The sequence below is a fragment of the Campylobacter anatolicus genome (assembly GCF_018145655.1).
In the GTDB taxonomy this organism is placed as follows: domain Bacteria; phylum Campylobacterota; class Campylobacteria; order Campylobacterales; family Campylobacteraceae; genus Campylobacter_A; species Campylobacter_A anatolicus.
Genome location: NZ_JAGSSY010000001.1, coordinates 472,277 through 492,382, shown reverse-complemented (window position 1 = coordinate 492,382; position 20,106 = coordinate 472,277). Strand labels below are relative to the sequence as shown.

At 34.8% G+C, this 20,106-nt stretch carries 19 protein-coding genes; 11 read left to right on the top strand and 8 right to left on the bottom strand.

The window, feature by feature from the left end; translation table 11 throughout:
• Positions 1 to 5: 5 nt before the first annotated feature.
• From KDE13_RS02450 to KDE13_RS02415, 8 genes are read right to left on the bottom strand one after another with little or no spacing between them, the layout of a single operon-like run.
• A complete protein-coding gene (locus tag KDE13_RS02450) occupies positions 6 to 1,013 on the bottom strand; it encodes a glycosyltransferase (protein WP_212141591.1) in 1,008 nt (335 codons plus the stop codon).
• Entirely contained in the window at positions 1,010 to 2,068 is a 1,059-nt protein-coding gene (locus KDE13_RS09640; protein ID WP_212142750.1) for a glycosyltransferase family protein, read from the bottom strand. The genes KDE13_RS02450 and KDE13_RS09640 overlap by 4 nt, the downstream gene beginning before the upstream one ends.
• Positions 2,065 to 3,039: a glycosyltransferase gene (locus tag KDE13_RS02440; RefSeq protein WP_212142749.1), complete on the bottom strand. Its 975-nt coding sequence runs from the start codon at positions 3,037 to 3,039 to the stop codon at positions 2,065 to 2,067. The genes KDE13_RS09640 and KDE13_RS02440 overlap by 4 nt, the downstream gene beginning before the upstream one ends.
• A complete protein-coding gene (locus KDE13_RS02435; RefSeq protein WP_229204333.1) occupies positions 3,036 to 3,860 on the bottom strand; it encodes a polysaccharide deacetylase family protein in 825 nt (274 codons plus the stop codon). Before KDE13_RS02435 ends, KDE13_RS02440 begins: the two co-directional genes overlap by 4 nt.
• Before the next feature lie 2 nt (positions 3,861 to 3,862).
• Complete coding sequence (locus KDE13_RS02430; protein ID WP_212142748.1) at positions 3,863 to 5,035, bottom strand: O-antigen ligase family protein; 1,173 nt, start codon at positions 5,033 to 5,035, stop codon at positions 3,863 to 3,865.
• A complete protein-coding gene (locus tag KDE13_RS02425) occupies positions 5,004 to 6,116 on the bottom strand; it encodes a glycosyltransferase family 4 protein (RefSeq protein WP_212142747.1) in 1,113 nt (370 codons plus the stop codon). Before KDE13_RS02425 ends, KDE13_RS02430 begins: the two co-directional genes overlap by 32 nt.
• Positions 6,113 to 7,015: an ELM1/GtrOC1 family putative glycosyltransferase gene (locus KDE13_RS02420; protein ID WP_212142746.1), complete on the bottom strand. Its 903-nt coding sequence runs from the start codon at positions 7,013 to 7,015 to the stop codon at positions 6,113 to 6,115. Before KDE13_RS02420 ends, KDE13_RS02425 begins: the two co-directional genes overlap by 4 nt.
• On the bottom strand, positions 7,012 to 7,884 hold the full coding sequence (locus tag KDE13_RS02415; protein WP_212141597.1) for a lysophospholipid acyltransferase family protein: 873 nt from the start codon (positions 7,882 to 7,884) through the stop codon (positions 7,012 to 7,014). The genes KDE13_RS02420 and KDE13_RS02415 overlap by 4 nt, the downstream gene beginning before the upstream one ends.
• Before the next feature lie 83 nt (positions 7,885 to 7,967).
• Between KDE13_RS02415 and KDE13_RS02410 the strand changes: the two genes are divergently transcribed.
• From KDE13_RS02410 to pglJ, 11 genes are all read left to right on the top strand, one after another.
• Positions 7,968 to 9,020: a 3'-5' exonuclease gene (locus KDE13_RS02410; protein WP_212142745.1), complete on the top strand. Its 1,053-nt coding sequence runs from the start codon at positions 7,968 to 7,970 to the stop codon at positions 9,018 to 9,020.
• A gap of 56 nt (positions 9,021 to 9,076) precedes the next feature.
• Complete coding sequence (locus tag KDE13_RS02405) at positions 9,077 to 10,135, top strand: NAD-dependent epimerase (RefSeq protein ID WP_212141599.1); 1,059 nt, start codon at positions 9,077 to 9,079, stop codon at positions 10,133 to 10,135.
• On the top strand, positions 10,132 to 10,320 hold the full coding sequence (locus KDE13_RS09875) for a hypothetical protein (RefSeq protein ID WP_476727238.1): 189 nt from the start codon (positions 10,132 to 10,134) through the stop codon (positions 10,318 to 10,320). The genes KDE13_RS02405 and KDE13_RS09875 overlap by 4 nt, the downstream gene beginning before the upstream one ends.
• Positions 10,321 to 10,329: 9 nt before the next feature.
• Positions 10,330 to 11,001, top strand: a complete 672-nt coding sequence (locus tag KDE13_RS02400; protein WP_476727239.1) for a DNA ligase — start codon at positions 10,330 to 10,332, stop codon at positions 10,999 to 11,001.
• 252 nt (positions 11,002 to 11,253) lie between these two features.
• Positions 11,254 to 12,237 carry a UDP-glucose 4-epimerase GalE gene (gene galE / locus KDE13_RS02395; RefSeq protein ID WP_212142744.1) on the top strand — a complete coding sequence of 328 codons (984 nt, stop codon included), beginning with the start codon at positions 11,254 to 11,256 and terminating at the stop codon, positions 12,235 to 12,237.
• Positions 12,238 to 12,307: 70 nt separating this feature from the next.
• Entirely contained in the window at positions 12,308 to 13,540 is a 1,233-nt protein-coding gene (locus tag KDE13_RS02390; protein ID WP_212142743.1) for a nucleotide sugar dehydrogenase, read from the top strand.
• Positions 13,541 to 13,585: 45 nt separating this feature from the next.
• Entirely contained in the window at positions 13,586 to 15,061 is a 1,476-nt protein-coding gene (locus KDE13_RS02385) for an MATE family efflux transporter (RefSeq protein ID WP_229204332.1), read from the top strand.
• The gene (locus KDE13_RS02380; protein ID WP_212142741.1) at positions 15,058 to 15,846 is read left to right on the top strand and encodes a glycosyltransferase family 25 protein; all 789 of its coding nucleotides are present in this window, start codon (positions 15,058 to 15,060) and stop codon (positions 15,844 to 15,846) included. Before KDE13_RS02385 ends, KDE13_RS02380 begins: the two co-directional genes overlap by 4 nt.
• A complete protein-coding gene (locus KDE13_RS02375) occupies positions 15,846 to 16,766 on the top strand; it encodes a glycosyltransferase family 2 protein (RefSeq protein ID WP_212140006.1) in 921 nt (306 codons plus the stop codon). The genes KDE13_RS02380 and KDE13_RS02375 overlap by 1 nt, the downstream gene beginning before the upstream one ends.
• The gene (locus tag KDE13_RS09490; protein WP_229204331.1) at positions 16,763 to 18,967 is read left to right on the top strand and encodes a glycosyltransferase; all 2,205 of its coding nucleotides are present in this window, start codon (positions 16,763 to 16,765) and stop codon (positions 18,965 to 18,967) included. Before KDE13_RS02375 ends, KDE13_RS09490 begins: the two co-directional genes overlap by 4 nt.
• On the top strand, positions 18,964 to 20,082 hold the full coding sequence (pglJ, locus tag KDE13_RS02365; RefSeq protein WP_212142740.1) for an N-acetylgalactosamine-N,N'-diacetylbacillosaminyl-diphospho-undecaprenol 4-alpha-N-acetylgalactosaminyltransferase: 1,119 nt from the start codon (positions 18,964 to 18,966) through the stop codon (positions 20,080 to 20,082). Before KDE13_RS09490 ends, pglJ begins: the two co-directional genes overlap by 4 nt.
• Positions 20,083 to 20,106 lie beyond the last annotated feature (24 nt).

The window sequence follows — 20,106 nt, the reverse complement described above, 5'->3', positions numbered from 1 at the left end:
TCCCATCAAGTGCCTAGTGGCTCATTTTTTATCACGCTCTCATAGGCTTTTAGATACTTTTGTGCCATAGTTTTTATACTGTATTGCTCTTTTGTCTCTTTTGTTTTGGCAAAAATATGGACGAATTTATCGTAATTCTCGTAAATTTCAGTAAGCTTTTTAGCTAAAATTTTCTCATCTCTATCAAATACTAATTCATCACCTAAAATTTCTTTATGATTTGCTATATCTGAGGCTATGAGAAGTTTTGAGTAAAATACACCCTCTATTAGTGCTATTGACAATCCCTCTTCTATTGAAGCAATAACTTGCATATCAGATGAAAATATATAATCATTGACATTAGTCACAAAACCTTTAAAATATACTTTATCTTGTATATTTAGTTCATTACATAGTCTTTGCAGATTATATTTTTCTGTGCCTTCGCCTAAAAGTATAAGCTCAAAATCAAATTTAACTTGAGCTAAAGCTTTTATAAGTAAATCCCAGCCTTTAACTTTAGCTAATCTACCAATTCCAATAATATTAAATTTATTGTTTAAGCTAATTTTTTTTGGCTTTTTAAAAGGCGTTCCATTTTCTATAAGTATATTTTGCCTTGCATTTAAAAAGTTCATAGTCTCTTTTGAAACACCGATGGCTAGATCGGCTTTTTTATACTTTTTTTTCATTTCGGCATTGTGTCTTGTAGCTACTATCGGTATGTAAGCTTTCATAAAAGTTCGTGCGTTACACATTACTTCTAGCTCTTTTGTATTGTGGCAGTGTATAACGTTAGGTTTTATGTGTTTAATGAGCTTTGCGACACTGTATAAAAATATCGGATTATAGCGATTTTTCTCAAAGTCAAGCTCTATAAATTTGACTTTCTCATTTATGTAGGGCTTGATCTTGTCATTTGTAAGCAAAAACACCTCGTGTCCGTTACTTGCAAACTCATTACAAAGATCGACACATACCTTTTCTGTCCCCGCAAACTGCGTCCAATGGAGAGTTTGTAGTATTTTCATATCGCAGCTCCATTTTTAAATTTATACTCGCTCCACTCGTAGTCTTCGCTTAGTTTTTCACCAAATGCAACTTCTAACATAAATTTACTTACACGAGTTGCGTTAACGATTTTTAAGGCTTTTTGGCGTCCTTGTTCGGCGATGGCGGTATATTTATCATCTTTAAGATACTCTTTGATTTTTTTAAAACAATCATCAACACTGTTAAAATAAACTATATCACGACTAGGCTCAAAAAGTTTCTCAAAACCAGCTATTTGGGGGCTAAAGGTGCAAGCTCCGCACCCCATAAACTGAGCCATCCTATCAGACGCTCCAAGCAATTTATTTGCATTTTTGCACTCAAGCTCATCATCTCGGTTAAAATTTATAGCTATTTTAGCACTATTTACCGCCACATTAAACTCATCACCAAAGATACTATTATTACCCAAACTAGCGTAAATTTTATGATTTATACTATTTTTTTTGCAAAATTCGTCTAAAAGTGTAGCAAATTTATGTCTAACGTCCTCTTTGTAATCACGTGCGATATATATGACATCAACGACTTTTGGTAATTGTTTAAATTTGTCAAACGCAGAGTCTGAGATATTTGGAAAAAATGAAAACACTGTATTTTTGTACTCATTTGATAGTCTTTGCAGATGCAGAGCATTTGCGTGAAAAAATGTGTCTATTGTATTAAATTTTTCAAAAAATTCGCTATTTTCTTGTAAATGATCTACATACCACTGCACGATTTTTATATTTGAAAGCTCACTTTTTATACGTTTTAGTGTATTTAGCTCGATCTTTTCAGCTTTACCTATCAGCAAAATATCAGCTTTTATATTTTTACAAATTTCAAAAAGCTTATCATTCATGCTTTTTAAACCACTATTTTTTATCCTTAAAAATCTTAAATTTCGCTCCCAGTCACGATAGCTAAAGTCATAAACGAAGTGTCCATTTCGGATAAGCCCGTGCGATATTTTTCTTTCAAGCCCATAAAAAAAGTTACCATTTTCGTTTTCGTTAAAGATACTGCAATGCACTATTTTTAGCTGTTTCACAAAATATCCTTATAATATTGCTTTAAATTTAAAATATAATTTTCAAGTGTTAAAATCTCTTTAAATTTATCGTGAGCATTGATAAATTCTGCTTTTTTTATATTGTAATTATTATAGATTTCAGTGATCTTTTCACTCATATTTTCATGTGTTATTAAGAAATTTTTATCCAAGATTTCACCTATACCGCCGACGTTCGTAGAGATAATAATAGGCGAATAAAATATGCCTTCTATTAAATTTATAGGCATACCTTCAAAATGTGAGCTAATAACTTGCAGGTGTGAAGTAGCTAAAAGCTCATCTATATCGTCTCTAAAACCAAGCATTTTAACTTTAGAATTTAAATTTAAACTATTAATTAAAGCTTTTAAGTTTTTTTGCTCTGATCCGGCACCAACAATACGCAAAATAAAATCAAATTTAAGTTCCGCTACACTTTTTATAAGCAGATCAAAGCCCTTTATCTTATCTAGTCTACCAACGGCTGTTATGCAAAATTTGTCGGGTAAATTTTGTATGATGGTCTTTGGATTTATACCAAAATATATCGTTTTGCTCTCATGGTTTATAGTTTTTGCAACTGCTTTTGAGACGCTGATGATATTTTTAACGCGGTTAAAAATTTTACCTTTGCGATTATTATGCTTAGTTGCAACGAGTGTAAAGCTCATAAATTTAGATAGCAAAAAGCCCATTTGTGTCGCCTTTGCTCCATGCGTATGCAGAATTTGGACTTTAAAATTTCTTAAAATTTTAGCGATCTCGAGATATAAAAATGGATTGTAACGTTTATCAAGTCCACGATACTCATAAATTTGGACTTTTTTATCAAATTTTTTGCGAAAACTACACGCATTTGGCACAATAACTAAGACATCTTCGCTTTTACTAAGCTCATTTGCACTATCAACAATGATCTTTTCAACACCACCAAACATAGCAGAGCAAGAAAATAGGGCTATATTCATCTCGCACGTCCATTTTTTATCTTTAAAATGAAGGCTAAAAGTCCCTGTCTGCCACTTATCATTATGCGTGGGATCTTAAAATTTGAGTATTTTTGTCTGTCGTAAACGTCATTTTGTGTAGTTACAGCTGCGGTGTAGTTTGCATTTTTAACTGCCAAGACGCTAGCATCGTCAAAAAAGCCAAATGGATATGCAAAAGTATTGCAACTTATACTAAAAATTTTCTCTATCTGCTCTTTTGAATTTTTTATCTCATTTGCTTTTTGAGTTTCGGTTAGTGTTGGCAGATTTACGTGATTAAGCGTATGTGAGCCGATCTCTATAAGCCCACTAGCTATCATCTCGCGAACATCTTCATTGCTTAACATAGGCTCAGCGTTTAGCTCAGTACTTTTATTTTTAGTGTCTTTATCGCTAGCCCAGTCGGCATTAAAACGGTTAATAACGATAAAAATAGTTGCTTTAAAGCCATATTTTTTAAGCAGAGTAAAGGCGTTTGTAAAGTTATCTTTGTAACCATCGTCAAATGTTAGCACTATAGATTTTGGTTGAATGTGCTTTAAATTTATAAGCTCATTTAGCGTATAGCTTTTAAAGCCGTTGTTTTTAAGCCATATAAGTTGTCTTTCAAACTCCTCTGGTTTTACACGAAGCCTGTTAAATTTAGATGCGTTTTTAGGCAGATGATCGCTTATCATATGATACATTAAAATGCGTGGAAATTCGTAGCTTATACCCTTCCGCCACCAAGTAAAACGCACTGAAAATATAATAAAAAATATGAAAAAAATAGCCAAAATAACGGCTAAGATAAGGCTCAAATTTACTCCTTAAATTTATGTGCGTATAATAAAAATATAAATATCGTTATTATACTTTGTGGCTCTTTGGAGTATGCACCAAAATCAAACAAACACAATACAAACATATAGGTAAAAAGTGTGAAAATGGCAAAATTTTGACTTTTGTAAGCTTTTAAAAATGTCGCAAATATAAGACTAAGATAAAAAATGGCTCCAAATACACCAGTGTAAAGAAGTAGCTCTAAGATAATGTTATGAGTAGCATTAAAGTCAGTTCTTTGCAGGGCAGGAGTATTTGGTAGATATCTAAAGCTATCTAAACCATAACCAAAAATAGGACTTTGCTGTATCATTTGTATAGAGTAAGTCCATATCGTAAATCGCCCACTTGAATTTAGATTAATAAGTGCAGATACTCTTTGCTGAAAAGAGTCAAAACTAAGATATAAAATCACTACAAATAAAACTAAAGTCGTAACTGTTATAAGCTCTTTTTTGCCTATATTTTTAAAATTTAATATGATAAAAACAGAGATAGCAACGCCACTAGCCACCCAAGAGCTACGTGCAAATGAGAAGATAGTGAGAAATAAAAATATGAAGATTAACGATGATTTGATAGCTTTGTTTTTTACTAAAACAAAGCTTGAAACCAGTCCAAGTCCTGCAAATAAACCAAATATAGTTCTACTACTAAGCGAGCCTGTTAACCCATCTGTTACATTAAAAATAATACTAGGATCTTGTCCTATAGCAACTATCGCTGTAAGCCCAACCAAGCTAAGCCCAGCTAAAAGAGCAAATATAATCTCATCTATGCTAAAAAATTTAAGCCTATAAAAATATCCAAGTGCAATAAAAATAAGTCCAGTTCGAAAAACAAAAAGAGCGGTATTACTCCAGGCTTTTTGTGAGATAAACTCTGTGTTTAAGGCGTTTGAGATTATCAAAGATAGTATAACACCACAAAAACAGATGGCTATAAATTTGACATTTGATAAAATCTCTTTTATGCAGCTAAAATTTCTATGATATATCACGTGAGCGATAAAAAAAAGATCTAACAGCACAAAAGAGATTTGATAAACTACATTTTTAAATGGTATTGACACCACCCAAGTAAATAGCAAAAATTTATATAATAAAATCTGCCAAGGCTTGTTAAAATACTCTTTGATTCGCGTTGTATTCATATAGATCCTTATAAATTTTTATCGTTTTTTCAAACATTTGATTAAATGAAAAATTCTCTTTTATATAATCATATCCATCAAATTTTAGCCCTCTTGTATTTAAAATTTTCTCGCTTAGTTCTTTAAAGTCTCCAACCTCAAAAAAGTCGCCATTTACGCCTTTTATAATGATGTCTTTTACTCCACCGTGGTTACTTGCAACGACAGGTGTGTTTAGTGCGATAGCCTCTGCTACGCTCCTGCCAAAGCTTTCTGGTTTTTTTGAGCTACTGACAACTACGTTACTAATGGCATAAATTTCGGCTATATTGTCTAAATTTCCAGTAAAATTTATCTCATTTTCTAACCCAAAACTTGCCACCATATCTTTTAGCTTAAGCAGATATCCTTGCTTTTTTTGATGTGCTGAGCCGACTATAAAGACCTTAATAGGATGTGAATTTTTAAGCTCATTTATCCCTTTTATAAGTGTTTCATAATCTTTTAGCTCTGTTATCCTACCAACACTTGAGACCACGAATGTATCGCTATTTATGGCATATTTATCGCGAAAATTTTGTATAAATTTAGTATCTAAATTTTGTGGATTAAATTTATTTAACTCAACTCCGCGAGGGATTATAGAAATTTTACTCTTATCGGCATGAAAATACTTTATTATATGCTCTTTAACGCAGTTGCTTACGCAGATTAAAGCGTCAGCCTTTGTCATAATGGCACTATAAAAATTTGGTGAGTTTAGTCCGTGGATAGTGCTAACGACTTTAAAATTTAGCCCTTTATTTGCTAGATATACAAGCCACGCTGGCACTCGGCTTCTAACGTGAATAATATCAGGTTTTAGCTCAATAAGAGCCTTTTTTAGGGCTTTTGCACGACTTATAGATGTGAAAGGATTTTTGCTTGAGACGTTTAACTTTATATGCTGTCCGCCGTTATCTGTGATATCTTTTACTAGTTTTCCGCCACTGCTTATCACGACTGAGTTAAAGCCATTTTGCACTAAAGCTGCGTTCATATCGATCGTGCCACGCTCTACGCCACCTTCGTTTAACTCAGGTAAAATTTGTACGATTTTCATATATTAACGCCCTTAAATATCTCTTTTAACGATATCTTTTTACTATTTTGCATAACACTTCCGTCATAGACGTGGAGGTATCCGCCATCTTGTAAATTTTTGATAAATTTTTGATATTTTAGTGATTTATTTCCTTTGTTATTTATCACTTCAACCGCTGCCGTACCGTTGCATACGGCCTCGCTTATCATAGATGTTGAATCTGATGTGATAAAGACAAGATCGCAATAGTTTAAAAAATCCTTAATTGGATTTATCTGATTTTGTGAGTAAAAAACACTAAATTCAAACTCCAAACTCATCAGCCTTTTTTCAAGCTCAATAGGCGTTCTAGGCGATGTTGTAACAACAAATTTATATCCGTTAAATTTAGTCATTATCTCCTTTATCTCATCAAAGACATCGCTACTGTTAAACTCAAACCCCTTGTTCTCGCCACCAATAATAAAGCCTATCGCCTTTGACTTTGGCGTGTAAAAACTCTGCGAGTTCTCATCCCAAAAATTTGCATTCGTAGGTAAAAGGATGTTATTTTGAGTAAATTTATAACTATCATGTGGCATAACAAATGTTATATCAAAGTCGTTTTTATATCCCTTTGGTAGCATCATCACGACACTTTTTGCACCAAATTTACGTGCAAAATACTTTACTGCATAATACGTCCCAGACCCAGTCCCCACGACAATATCAAATTTATCGCCTTTTGGTTGAGCTGCATTAAAAATTCTAGCTCTAATCCCTAAAAAATCAAGCATATATGAAAGTAGTTTAACTGCTTTATTGCAAAACTTAACTTCAACTATTTCATAATCTAAATTTTTATACTTGCAAAATGCAATGGATTGGTTTTCATGACCTTTTCTGCCATCACTTAAAATAAGAGCCTTTTTACTCACTCACCCCTCCAGCGATTATGCATCCAAAACCACTGATGCGGGGCTGTTTTTATAACGTTTTCTATCTCGTCATTACAAATTTGAGTGATACGCTCGGTGTCGATCTCTTTTTCGCCTATTATTTCAAACTGTGCCTCTTTTATCACGGGTTCATATCTGCCGTCATCGCACCTACGTAAAAATATAAAAAATACGCTTGGTTTATACTTTAAAAATAGTGTTGCTATCGTCTTTGTCGTGTAGCACTCAAGGTTGAAAAATTTATTTCTAACGCTATTATGACCGCCTGCGTGCTGGTCTATCAAAATACCAGCAAAACTGCCTGATTTTAGTGTCTTTACTATCTTACTCATCGCTTCGTGTTTATAAGCTAGTGTGTTGCCAAATTTTTGTCTAAATGGTAAGGTTAGATTTTGCTCTATAAGCTCATTATTGCCTTCTCTGCCGATGATGAGCTGTGGATAGCCAATACTCGCAGCGTATTGAGTTAAAAGCTCCCAATTACCAAAGTGAGCAGTAACGAGCAAAGCACCACTCCCACGAGAGACGATACTTTCAAACATCTCTTTTATCAAATTTGTGTTTTTTATCTTGCATTCAAAGTTTAGTCTGCTGTTGTATATAAGTAACGTCTCGGCTAGTGTTATGCCTATACTTTGGAAGTTTGCTTTTGTGATCTCATAAGCTTTGTTGTAGCTTATATTTAGGGCTTTTTGTAGGTTTGAGATGGCTAGTTTTCGTCTGGATTTGAGTGCGTGAAACGCAAAAATAGCTAATGTATCAAAAAATTTATATATAAAATTTATGGGTAAAATTTTAGCTATTTTTATCAGAGTTAAAGCTAAAAAATACTCAAATCTCTCTCTCATTTTATTTCCTGATTTGTCCTTATAAATTCAGTATTTTAGCTATTTTATGCTAAAATTGCCTTAAATTTATAAAAAGGTTAAAAATGGCGAGAAACTATATCTGCGTTTTTGATTGTGAAACCATACCTGATGCGGAGTTGGTGCGTAAGATTTATGGATTTAACGGCGATGATAAAACGGTAAGTTTGCAGGCATTTTCAGCTCAAAAAGAAGTTAGCGGGAGCGAGTTTTTACCTATTATGTTTCACAAAGTTGTAGCGATTTCGGCAGTGATGGCTGATGAATATGGTAAATTTCTGCGAGTTAGTACTATGGAGGGCGACTCTGAGCGTGAGATCATAGCCAAATTTCTTAAATTTATAAATGATTACAATCCGCGACTTGTTAGCTTCAATGGACGTGGCTTTGATCTGCCGATGATAATGGCTCGTGCAATGCGATATAATCTAAGCGTTCCAGCCTATTTTGAGAGTGAAAACAGAGAGCTAAATAAAAATAAATGGGAGAATTATCGTAGTCGCTACTCATCACGTTTTCATCTTGACTTGCTTGATCATATCAGCGACTTTGGTGCAGTACGTGGACTAAAGCTTGACACTCTTTGTGCTAGTTTAAACTTGCCTGGCAAATACGACGTTCACGGTGATCAAGTGCTTGAGCTATACTATGCAAATGAGCTTATAAAAATCAACGAATACTGCGAGTCAGATGTGCTTAATACCTACTGGCTATTTTTAAAATTTGAGTTACTTCAAGGTAATATCACACTTGATGATTATGCTAGTTTTTTAAGCGTGATGAGCGAGTTTTTATCTACTAGTTGCACTCACCGCGGATATAGCTTTGTTTTTTGCGAATCTGTAGAGCTGGAGTTGGCTCGTATTGGAGGTGAGCTTAGCTATGAAGAGAGTGGTGGCTATGGCGATGAGGTGGATGTTTCACAAAGTTTTGAGAGTGAAAATTTAGACACAAATGAGCCTTTATTGACGCATAAACAAAGCATAGATGAGTTAAATAAAAGCCTTGTAAAAAGCGGTTTAGGCGGGCTTTTACAAAAGGGAAGTCAGATAAATTTAAAACAAAAAGAGCGTGTTAAAATCAAAGATGATGGGCTACCTGAGATAAATTTAGATTAAAAAGTGGTAATTTTATAAATTTTAGATAAAATCGCTTTAAAATTTGAAGGAAAATTATGAATATTTTAGTTACTGGAACGGCTGGTTTTATTGGATTTCACCTTGCAAATGCGTTGATTATACGTGGTGATAACGTTGTTGGGCTTGATAATATCAATGATTATTATGATATAAATTTAAAATATGCAAGGCTAAAAGAAGCTGGATTTGAGCATGATAGCGTTAGAGAAAATGAGCTTTGTGTATCGCAAAAACACCCCGGTTTAAGCTTTATAAAGGCGGATTTGCAAAATGCAGACATCATAAAAAGCCTCTTTGATGAGCATAAATTTGATTGCGTAATAAATCTCGCCGCACAAGCTGGAGTTCGCTACTCACTTATTAACCCTCAAGCCTATATAGATAGCAATATCACGGGTTTTTTAAATATTTTAGAGGCTTGTCGCCACCATAAAATAGCAAATTTAGTCTATGCGAGTTCTAGCTCGGTTTATGGACTAAATGAGAATATGCCCTTTAGCACACACGAAGCAACGAATCATCCTATAAGTTTGTATGCAGCTAGTAAAAAGAGCAATGAGATGATGGCTCATACGTATAGCCACCTTTTTGGTTTACCTACAACTGGCTTAAGGTTTTTCACTGTTTATGGACCTTGGGGACGTCCTGATATGGCACTATTTTTATTTGTTAAAGCAGCATTAAATGGCGAAAAAATAGACGTTTTTAACTACGGAAAGATGAAGCGGGACTTTACATACATTGATGATATCATAAAGGGCATAATAAAATGTGTGGATAACCCAGCTAAGCCAAATGAAAAATGGAGCGGTAAAGCCCCTGATCCTGCGACTTCATCAGCTCCGTTTAAAATTTATAACATTGGTAATAATAATCCAGTGGAGTTAATGGAGTATATAAGAGCGATTGAGATAAAAATAGGACGTGAGATAGATAAAAATTTCTTACCACTTCAAGCTGGTGACGTCCCTGCGACTTTTGCTGATGTGGTTGATTTGGTTGCTGATTTTGACTATAAGCCAAACACGAGCGTAAATGATGGCGTGGCAAGGTTTATTGAGTGGTATAGCAAGTTTTATGGAGCTAAAATTTGAGAGTTTTATTCGCCTTTTTAGTAGTTTTAAATTTTGTCGTCTTTGCGTATGCACTAAGTGAAAATGAGATAGATACATCTAAAAATGGTATAAAATTTGAGCTTTTAAAGCTTGGCGAGTTTAAAGATCAAAACGTCAGTGGTTGGCTTTTTAGTGAAAAGCTTGATGGCATTAGGGCTTACTGAGATGGTAAAATTTTACGCTCAAGAAATGGTAAAACTCTGAATGCACCGAGCGAATTTACAGCAGAATTTCCGCCATTTGAGCTTGATGGAGAGCTATATCTTGGGCGTGGTGAGTTTGAGAGATTAACTTCTGTGGTAATGGATAAAACGCCAAATTTAACTCAGTGGAGTGAAGTGAAATTTTACGTTTTTGACGTGCCACACGAGCAGGGCGGATTACTAAAAAGATTAGAAAAGCTTAAAAATTTTATGGTTAAAAATACATCAAGTGCCAAACATATACACATTATAAAGCAAACGTTGATAAAAGATAATACTCAGCTTTTAGAAATTTTAAACGAAATTGAGCGTTTGGGTGGTGAGGGCGTAGTAGTGCGTAATCCTGATACACCATATCATAATGGACGGAGCAAAAATGATCTTAAAATTAAAAGCTTTAAAGACGCAGAGTGCGAGGTAATTGCACTAAACAAAGGTAATGGCAAGTATAAAAATATGCTTGGTTCGCTTGAATGCAAAGATTTAAAAACAGCAAAAAAATTTAAAATCGGCTCAGGTTTTAGTGATAAAGATCGCACAAATCCACCTAAAATCGGCGAAATAATCACCTATAAATATCAAAACTTAACTGCAAATGGCGTTCCTAGATTTCCTATATTTTTAAGAGTTAGAAAAGACTAAATCAGAGTAACAAAATAATCAAAAATGCACTTAAATTTTTAAAATTATCTAGACATTTAAAACGATAGTGGCTAAAAATAAAAGTTTCATTTTTGAAATCTATAAGAGATGAAAGAGAATTTTATTTAGTCGTATTTTGTAAGTATAATTCAGCCTTTTTTGCAAATATCTAAATTTCATCAAAAATTTAAGTTTAGTGCGATTGTTAATGAAATATTTGATAAAATTGCCAAAATATATAAAGGAAAACATATGAATATTTTAATAACTGGTGGTGCTGGTTATATTGGTAGCCATGTATTAAAGGCACTTTTACAACAGGGTGGGCATAATATAAGTGTGATAGATAACCTTTGCAAAGGCTCAGATAAAGCGATACAAGCATTAAAAAATGTTGGTAATTTTAACTTTATAAATACAAATTTAGAAGATGATTTAAGCAAAATTTTTGAAAATGGCAAATTTGATGCTATTATCCATTTTGCAGCATTTATAGAGGTCTTTGAAAGTACCGTTGATCCGCTAAAATACTATCTAAATAATACCGCAAATGTCGCTAGAGTGCTAAAATATTGTCAAAAATACGGCGTAAATAAATTTATATTTAGTTCAACAGCTGCTGTTTATGGTGAGCCAGATACGCCAGAAGTAACTGAGCTAAGCCCTACAAATCCGATAAATCCGTATGGTTTTAGTAAGCTAATGAGTGAGCGTATTATTAGAGATTATTCTAGTGCAAATTCTGCATTTAGATTTGCTATTTTGCGTTATTTTAACGTAGCTGGTGCAGATGAGCAAGGACTAATCGGGCAGAACTATCCAAACGCTACACATCTTATCAAAATAGCTGCACAAACAGCACTTGGTAAACGCGAGAGCATGGGGATATTTGGCAATGACTATGCGAGTAAGGACGGTACTTGCGTGAGAGATTACATACACGTGAGCGACCTTGCAGACGCACATTTAGCAGCACTTGAATATATCGATTCAAACGATAGCGAGATATTTAATGTGGGCTATGGGCGTGGATTTAGTGTAAAAGAGGTCATTGAGGTGGCTAAAAGGGTTAGTGGAGTAGACTTTAAAGTGTTAAATTTACCTCGCCGTGATGGTGATCCAGCCGTGCTTATCTCAAATGCAAATAAGCTAAGAACCCTGACAGGCTGGAAACCAAAACGTGATGATCTGGCACTTATCATAAAAACAGCTCTTGAGTGGGAGAGAAAAATTTAAAGGATTGTTAAAATTTAGTAATTTTACTGATGTAATCCGCTATAAAATTTAAAAAAGTAGGAGATAAAATATGAAAATAGCTATAATTGGTCTTGGATATGTTGGGTTACCATTAGCTGCGGCATTTAGCGAGAAATACGAAGTTGTAGGCTTTGATGTAAATGTCGCTCGTATAGATGAGCTTAAAAACGCTCACGATAGGACGCTCGAGCTAAGCTATGACCAGATGAAAAGAGCTATCAAAAATGGTATAAAATTTAGCCTAAACTTAGAAGATATAAAGGAGTGTAACTTTTTCATCGTAACCGTGCCAACGCCTATTGATAAAAATAAACGTCCTGATCTGACGCCTGTGATAAAGGCGAGTCAGAGCGTGGCAAAAGTGCTAAAAAAAGGTGACATAGTTGTATATGAAAGCACAGTTTATCCAGGTGTCACAGATGAGATATGTGTACCGATTTTAGAGCAAAGTGGGCTTAAATTTAACATTGATTTCTTCTGCGGATACTCGCCTGAGCGGATAAATCCGGGAGATAAAGAGCATACTGTAGCTAAAATACGCAAGATCACAAGTGGTAGCACACCAGATATAGCTGATAAAGTTGATGAAATTTATAGCTCTATCATAACGGCTGGAACATATAAGGCCTCAAGTATCAAAGTCGCAGAGGCTGCTAAAGTCATTGAAAATACGCAGCGTGATATAAATATAGCCTTTATAAATGAGCTTGCAATGATCTTTGAGAAAATGGGGATAGACACAAACGAGGTGCTAAATGCGGCAGGAACGAAGTGGAATTTCTTAAATTTTCGCCCGGGATTAGTTGGCGGACATTGTATAGGCGTAGATCCTTACTATCTAACGCATAAGGCTCAAGAGCTAGGATACCATCCTGAGATGATACTAGCTGGTCGTAGGATTAATGATAATATGGGTAAATATGCTGCAAATCAGATCATAAAACTGATGATAAAACGAGACGTTTTGATAAATAAAGCTCGCGTACTAGTGCTTGGTATCACATTTAAGGAAAACTGCCCTGATATACGTAACTCACGCGTTATAGACGTAATAGACGAACTTAAGGAATTTGGCTGCAGTGTGGACGTGGCTGACCCTTGGGCGGATAGTAACGATGTAAAACATGAATATGGCTTTGAACTACGTGCAAACTACTCACCAAAGGACTACGACTGCGTAGTTATAGCGGTTGCACACAATGAATTTAAAGGGATAAATTTAGATGGTTGCTTGGTTTATGATATTAAAAACATCTATCCAAAAGCCGATGCGAGACTTTGATTGTTTATAAATTTAATAAGCTCCATAGTCGTTTTTGCGGTCTCGATGGGGATAAATTTTTTTTTAACGCCATTTATACTAAAAGCTCTTGGTAACGATGCTTATGGCTTTGTGGGTCTAAGCAATGCCATAGTAAGCTATGCTTCTGTTATAACTGTAGCTATAAACTCAGTTTCTGGGCGATTTGTCGCTTATGAGTGGCATAGAGGAGATCTGATAGCGACAAATAGCTACTACTCGTCGGTTTTAGTAGTAAATATCTTTTTTTCACTCCTTGTTATGGTGCTTTCAGGTATATTTATATTAAATTTCACAAGCATTTTAAATGTTCCAGAGACACTTGTGAGTGATGTTCGACTGACATTTATATTTTACTTTATTAATTTTTGTGTTGGGCTTTTTAATGGTGTTATCACAGTATGTGCCTTTGTGCGTAATAAGTTATATCTGCTAAGCATCCGCAACGCCATTTCTAGCGTCATTTTAGCTACACTCATCGTTGCATTATTTTACTTTTTCACGCCTATGATCGCATATATCGCTATCGCTGCACTAATCTCATCACTTTTTATACTTTTTAGCACGATTTATATTTCATCTGTTATAACACCAGAGCTTAAATTTAGCCTTTTGCGATTTGATTTTAGTAAGATAAAAGAGCTTTTAAACTCAGGCATTTGGAATAGCTTTAATGCTCTAAATCGCATACTTTTAACTGGCATGGATCTGTTTATATGTAATATCTTTATAAATGCAAATGTTACAGGGTTGCTTGCCGTCTCAAAGGCTGCACCGATCATTTTAGAGAGCTTTGTGGCTCAAATAAGTAGCATATTTGCACCAAAATTTGTAGAGCTTTATTCAAAGGACAACTTAACAGCTCTTGTTAGCGAAGCTAAGTTTTCCATGCGAGTAGTTGCTTTTGTGATGAGTGTGCCAACTGCGGTATTTATCGTGGTTGGACGCGAGTTTTACCAGCTTTGGTTGCCGTTTAAGAGCAGTGAAGAGATCACATTTATTTATAATCTCTCAATAATAACGCTTATTCCGATACTCTTTATCAGTTTTGTTTTTTCGCTCTTTAACCTTGATAGCACGACTAACAAACTACGCCGTCCAGCCATCGCCAACACCATTTTAGGCATTAGCACGATACTGGCTCAAGTGGCTGTTTTAAAATTTAGTGATTATGGTGTTTATGGTATTGCCCTGATTGGTGCAACTTTTTATAGTATGCGAATTTTAGGCTTTGATCTTATAAATGCAGCTTTAAATCTAGGCATTAAACCGACTAGTTTTTATGGTGTTTATTTTAAAAATTTAGCTATTTTTTCAGTGATTTTAGTAGTTTTTTACTCTATTTCTAAATTTATTTTTATCACAAGTTGGAGCAAGTTTATCGCTATTTCGCTTGTGTTTTTGACATTTGGTTATACATTAGGACTTTGGCTGTTTTTTGATAAATTTGGACGTGGTATAATCATCGCTAAAATAAGCTCAAAATTTAAAGGCAAACGATGAAATACCCAGTTTTCCTCATCTCTCTCGCAAAGGATACCGCACGTCGCAACGCACTCAAAGAGCGATTTAGTAGCTATGATAAATTCAGTCTTATAGATGCTGTTGATGGACGTGAGATGAATGTTTGTAAGTATTTTAGTTATGCAAATGCTTCTTTAAAAGCTTATCATAGACTTTTAAGCCCAGCTGAGATCGGTTGTGCTTTGTCGCATGTAGTAGCTTATGAGGCATTTTTGGCTAGTGGAGCAGAATTTGGACTTATCTTTGAAGATGATATTATAGGCGATGATAGTGGGATAAATTTAGCGTTTAAAATTGCGGAGCAAATTTATAAAAATGATAAAAATATAGTGTTTATATGTGGAGCCCAGGACGGACTGGCTGGGCGTTTTAGTGCATTTGGTAAAAAAAATTTAAGTGGATTTTTGAGTGATATTGACGCTAAAATTTGGCGTATCGCACCAAGCTCGCACGGCTGTATCTATAGGGCGGCGGCGTATATTATCACGCGTGAGAGTGCAAAAGGGCTTTTAAACTTGCACAAAAAAGCACTTTGTACGACTGATGTTTGGGAGTTTTTATTGCGTAAAATAAACGCAAATATGTATTTTAGCGATATTTTTGCACATCCAACTGACTTAAGTAGCTCAAACATAGAAAATGAGCGAAATGAGCGTGGATATAAGCCAAGCCTTAAAGCATATTTTAAAAGTTTTAAATTTTTAGTGATTTCACGATTGCAGAGCTTATTTTTAGGCTATGAACGTATTTTTAAAGGCAGATAATGGTAAGTATAGTCATAGCTACATTTAATCGACCAAAGCTTTTAAAAAGAGCGATAGCTTCGGCTTTAATGCAAGATTTTACTGATATTGAGATAATCGTTACAGATGATGGAGCGGACGATAGAGCTAGTAAAGTGTGTGCAGAGTTTGGCGATGAGCGTATTAAATTTTTTAAGAACACAAATCACACTAAAAGTCCAAATGGAAACAAAAATAACGGTTTTGATAAAGTAAATGGTGAGTTTGTCTGCTTACTTGATGATGATGATGAGCTTCTTAGTGCAAGTGCGATAAGCGAGTGTTTGGTGTTTTTACGTAGTGGGTATGAGTGCGTTTTTGCTGATTGTCTTTGCGAAAAATATGGAGTAGTGCTAGAGACTGTGGCTGGGCGAAGTCCGTATACTAGTAGTGGTGATATGAGCCGAGTGGATTATCATTGTGGGAGAATAAATGGTGAGTTTTTTAAAATTTTTTCACGTAAATTTATAGATGATTTTCGTTTTGATGAGCGTAGTTTTGGCGGAGAAAATGAGCTTTATATCCGCTTTTTTGATAGCCATGTTTATTACATTAAAAAGCCCTTATATCTTTATAGGATCGCACGTGATGATAGTGCAACCAAAAATGCTACTAAACACGCTTTAAGTGTAGCACACGCCTATTTAAAAACTGCCATGATGACGCAACAGATCGCAGCCGTGCATGCACCTCAGTTTTTAGCTACTCAATACAAACAAGCGGCATATTATTCAAAAATGGGTGGAGACTATACGATGATGCTTCGTTGCATTTTTAAGAGCTTAAGAGTTAAAATTTTACCATCAACGCTTATATTTTTAGCTATCTCGCCACTACCAAATACCTTACTATCGGCCCTTTCTCGCATTAGAGTAAGTATAAAAAAGAGATTTGGCTTATGAGAGTTTTGTTTGTTATCTCAACTTTACAAAGTGGCGGTGCTGAGCGTGTTTGTGCCATTTTAGCATCAAAATTTAGTGAGAGCAATGATGTTAGCTTGGTTAAATTTGATGAAAAAGAGCCGTTTTATGAGATTAATGGTCGTATAAATATTATAAATTTAAAAAGCGGAGTTGGCGAGAAAGGGCTTTTAGGTAATATTAAAAAGCGATTTTCAAAGTTAAAAGATTTAAGAAATTTGATAAAAAATGGTAAATTTGACGCAGTTATCTCATTTTTAGATAGCACAAATTTGCTTGTTATTCTAAGTTCATTTGGGCTAAAAACGCCCATTATCATTAGCGAACACACGAGTTTTAACGCACCAAAAAAGTGGGTATTTAAGGCTTTGCGTAGATTGCTTTATCCATTTGCTAACGCTCTTAGTGTACTTACTCACGCTGATGCTAAGCATTACTTAAAATTTTGTAAAAATGTGAGTGTGATATATAATCCAAATTTTAGTAATTTTAGTGAAAACAGAATCGATAAGAAGGAAAATTTAGCTATTTTTGTAGGGCGTTTGGTTGGGATAAAAAACTGCGAAATGTTTATAAAAGTTGCAGCAAATTTAAAACATAAGTGCTATAAATTTATCGTTGCTGGAGATGGCTTAGAGCGTGAGAATTTACAGACTTTATCACACCAGATCGGTGCAGATGTGGAATTTATCGGCAACATAAGCGATGTAACCTCTCTTTATCGTCGTGCTAAGGTGCTTGTCTTAACATCTAAATTTGAAGGACTTGGCAACACTTTGATAGAATCGATCGGCTTTGAATGTGTTAGAGTTGCGACAAAAACAAGTGGTGCATGTGAGCTAATAGCAGATGGCACGGATGGAGTTTTGTGTGATATAGACGATGTCTGCGGGATGAGTGCGGTAGTTGATGAGCTTTTAATCGATGAAAATAAAAGAGTACAAATGTGTCAAAATGCTAAAAAACGACTGATTGAGTTTGATATACAAAATATATATCAAAAGTGGCTTGAGATACTCGCACTCAGTGGTGTTAAAGCAGTGTCAAATTTGCAAAAATCCACCGATAAAACGCTTGGTAATACACAAAATCCTCCTAAGATAAAAGCAGTAAGCAATAAAAAAATTTTATTTGTCATTGCAAATCTTGCAAACGGTGGTGCTGAGCGTGTTTTAGCAGCTCTTAGCTCTGAGCTAGTGCGTGAAAATGAGATCCATATTGCCGTTTTGGAACGTGATTTTGGTTATTATAAGTTTAGTAATAGTATCAAATTTCATCATTTAGCGCCTAAAAATGGTGAGAAGACTAATAAATTTAGTAAAATTTTTACACTTCGTAAGTGTTTTAAAAGTATAAAACCTGATCTTATCATTAGCTTTATAGATTGGACAAACGTAATTTGTGTGATATCAAATTTTGGTTTAAAATTTAAACATATTGCCACCGAACACCACGCAAATGAGTATCTAAAAAGCCTTAAATTTAGGCTTATGCGAGACATGGCTTATAAATTTGTAGATGGACTTAGCGTGCTTAGTAAAAGCGATTTTGAATATTATGATTTTGTGAAACTTCGCGTTGTGATACACAATCCACTGTTTTTAAATTTAGATACAGAAAGCGAGAATTTAAATATTACGCAAAGTGTGAAACAAAATATTATTTTAAGCGTTGGGCGACTTGAGATTGTTAAGGGCTATGATGTGTTTTTTAAGGCATTAGCTAAGGTTGATAGTAAGCTTTTAAAAGGATGGTCAGTGCAAGTAGCAGGGGTTGGCTCACAGGAGAAAAACTTAAAAGACTTAGTGCGTGAGCTTGGCTTGAATGTGGAGTTTTTAGGACATATTAAAGATGTTGAAACACTTTATGAAAGAGCAAGAATTTTTGTACTTAGCTCACGAAGTGAAGGGCTTTCAAACGTGCTTATAGAATCAGCAGCCTTTGGTTGTGCAAGAATTTCAAGTGATACGATTGGCTCACGTGAGCTTATAAAAAATGGCGTAAATGGTGTAATTTTTGAGAGCGAAAATGATGATGAGCTAGCTCGTGCATTAAGTGAAATTTTGCGTGATGAAAAGCTACGTCAAAGCTTAGCAGATAACGCTAAAATAGGTATTAGTAAGTTTAAAATGGAGCATATAATGATGCAGTGGCACGAATTTATAGATGAGGTAATGCGGTGAAAAAACTTGCTGTTTTTTTATACTCAATGGGTCCTGGTGGTGCGGAGCGTGTGGTGTCAAATTTACTGCCATTTTTAGTACAGCATTATGAGGTGCATTTGATACTTATGAGCGATGTCGTAGCATATGAGTTACCAAATGAGATAAATGTGCATTTTATAGAGAGAAGTGATCCGTATGAAAGTGGTGTAAAAAAGCTATTTCGGCTCTTTTTTGCCCTACCAAATTTAGCTTTGCGGTATAAAAAACTTTGTCAAGATTTAAGCATTGATACGCATTTTGTGTTAATGAATCGTCCATGCTATATCGCCTTAATGGCTCGTATTTTAGGACTTCGTGGACGTATAGTCATTAGTGAGAGAAGCTGTCCTAGCGTGATATATAGCCATGGTTTAAGCGGAGTTGTAAATAAATTTTTCGTGCGAATACTTTATAATAGAGCCGATCTTATCCTAGCAAACGCACAGGGTAACGCAGAGGATCTAGTTAGAAATTTTGCTACTGATGAGAAAAAGACAAAAGTACTTCATAACGCGATAAATTTAAATGCGATAAATGAGCTTAAAAACGAGCCATTAAATAGTGATTTTAAGCCATTTTTTATCAATATTGGACGGCTTGATAGCGGTAAAAATCAAGCTATGTTGATTAAAATAATAGCTCGTATAAATGACCCACGTGCAACGCTTGGGATACTTGGTAAGGGTAGCTTACAAAATGAGCTTCAAAGTTTAGTAGACGAGCTTGGCATGAGTGAGCGTATCAAGCTACTTGGCGTGGATAAAAATCCATTTAAATTTATAAAAAATGCCGAGTGTTTTGTCTGTGCATCTCGTTTTGAGGGCTTTTCAAACGTGCTACTCGAAGCTCTTGCATGTGAAAAATTTATCATCTCAACCGATCATCAAAGTGGTGCCAGGGAGCTTTTAGGTGATGATAAATATGGCGTTTTAGTCGGCGTTGATGATGAGATGGCCTTTGAACGTGAAATGAGAAGAGCACTAGAAAATGAGAAAATAAGGCAAAATTACGAGAAAATTTCGTATAATCGTGCTTTGGAGTTTGACGCGGTTAGTGTGTCAGCTAAGCTTATTAAATTTTTAGAAAATGAGTGAAAACCTTTGAAAAAGAGCAAAAAT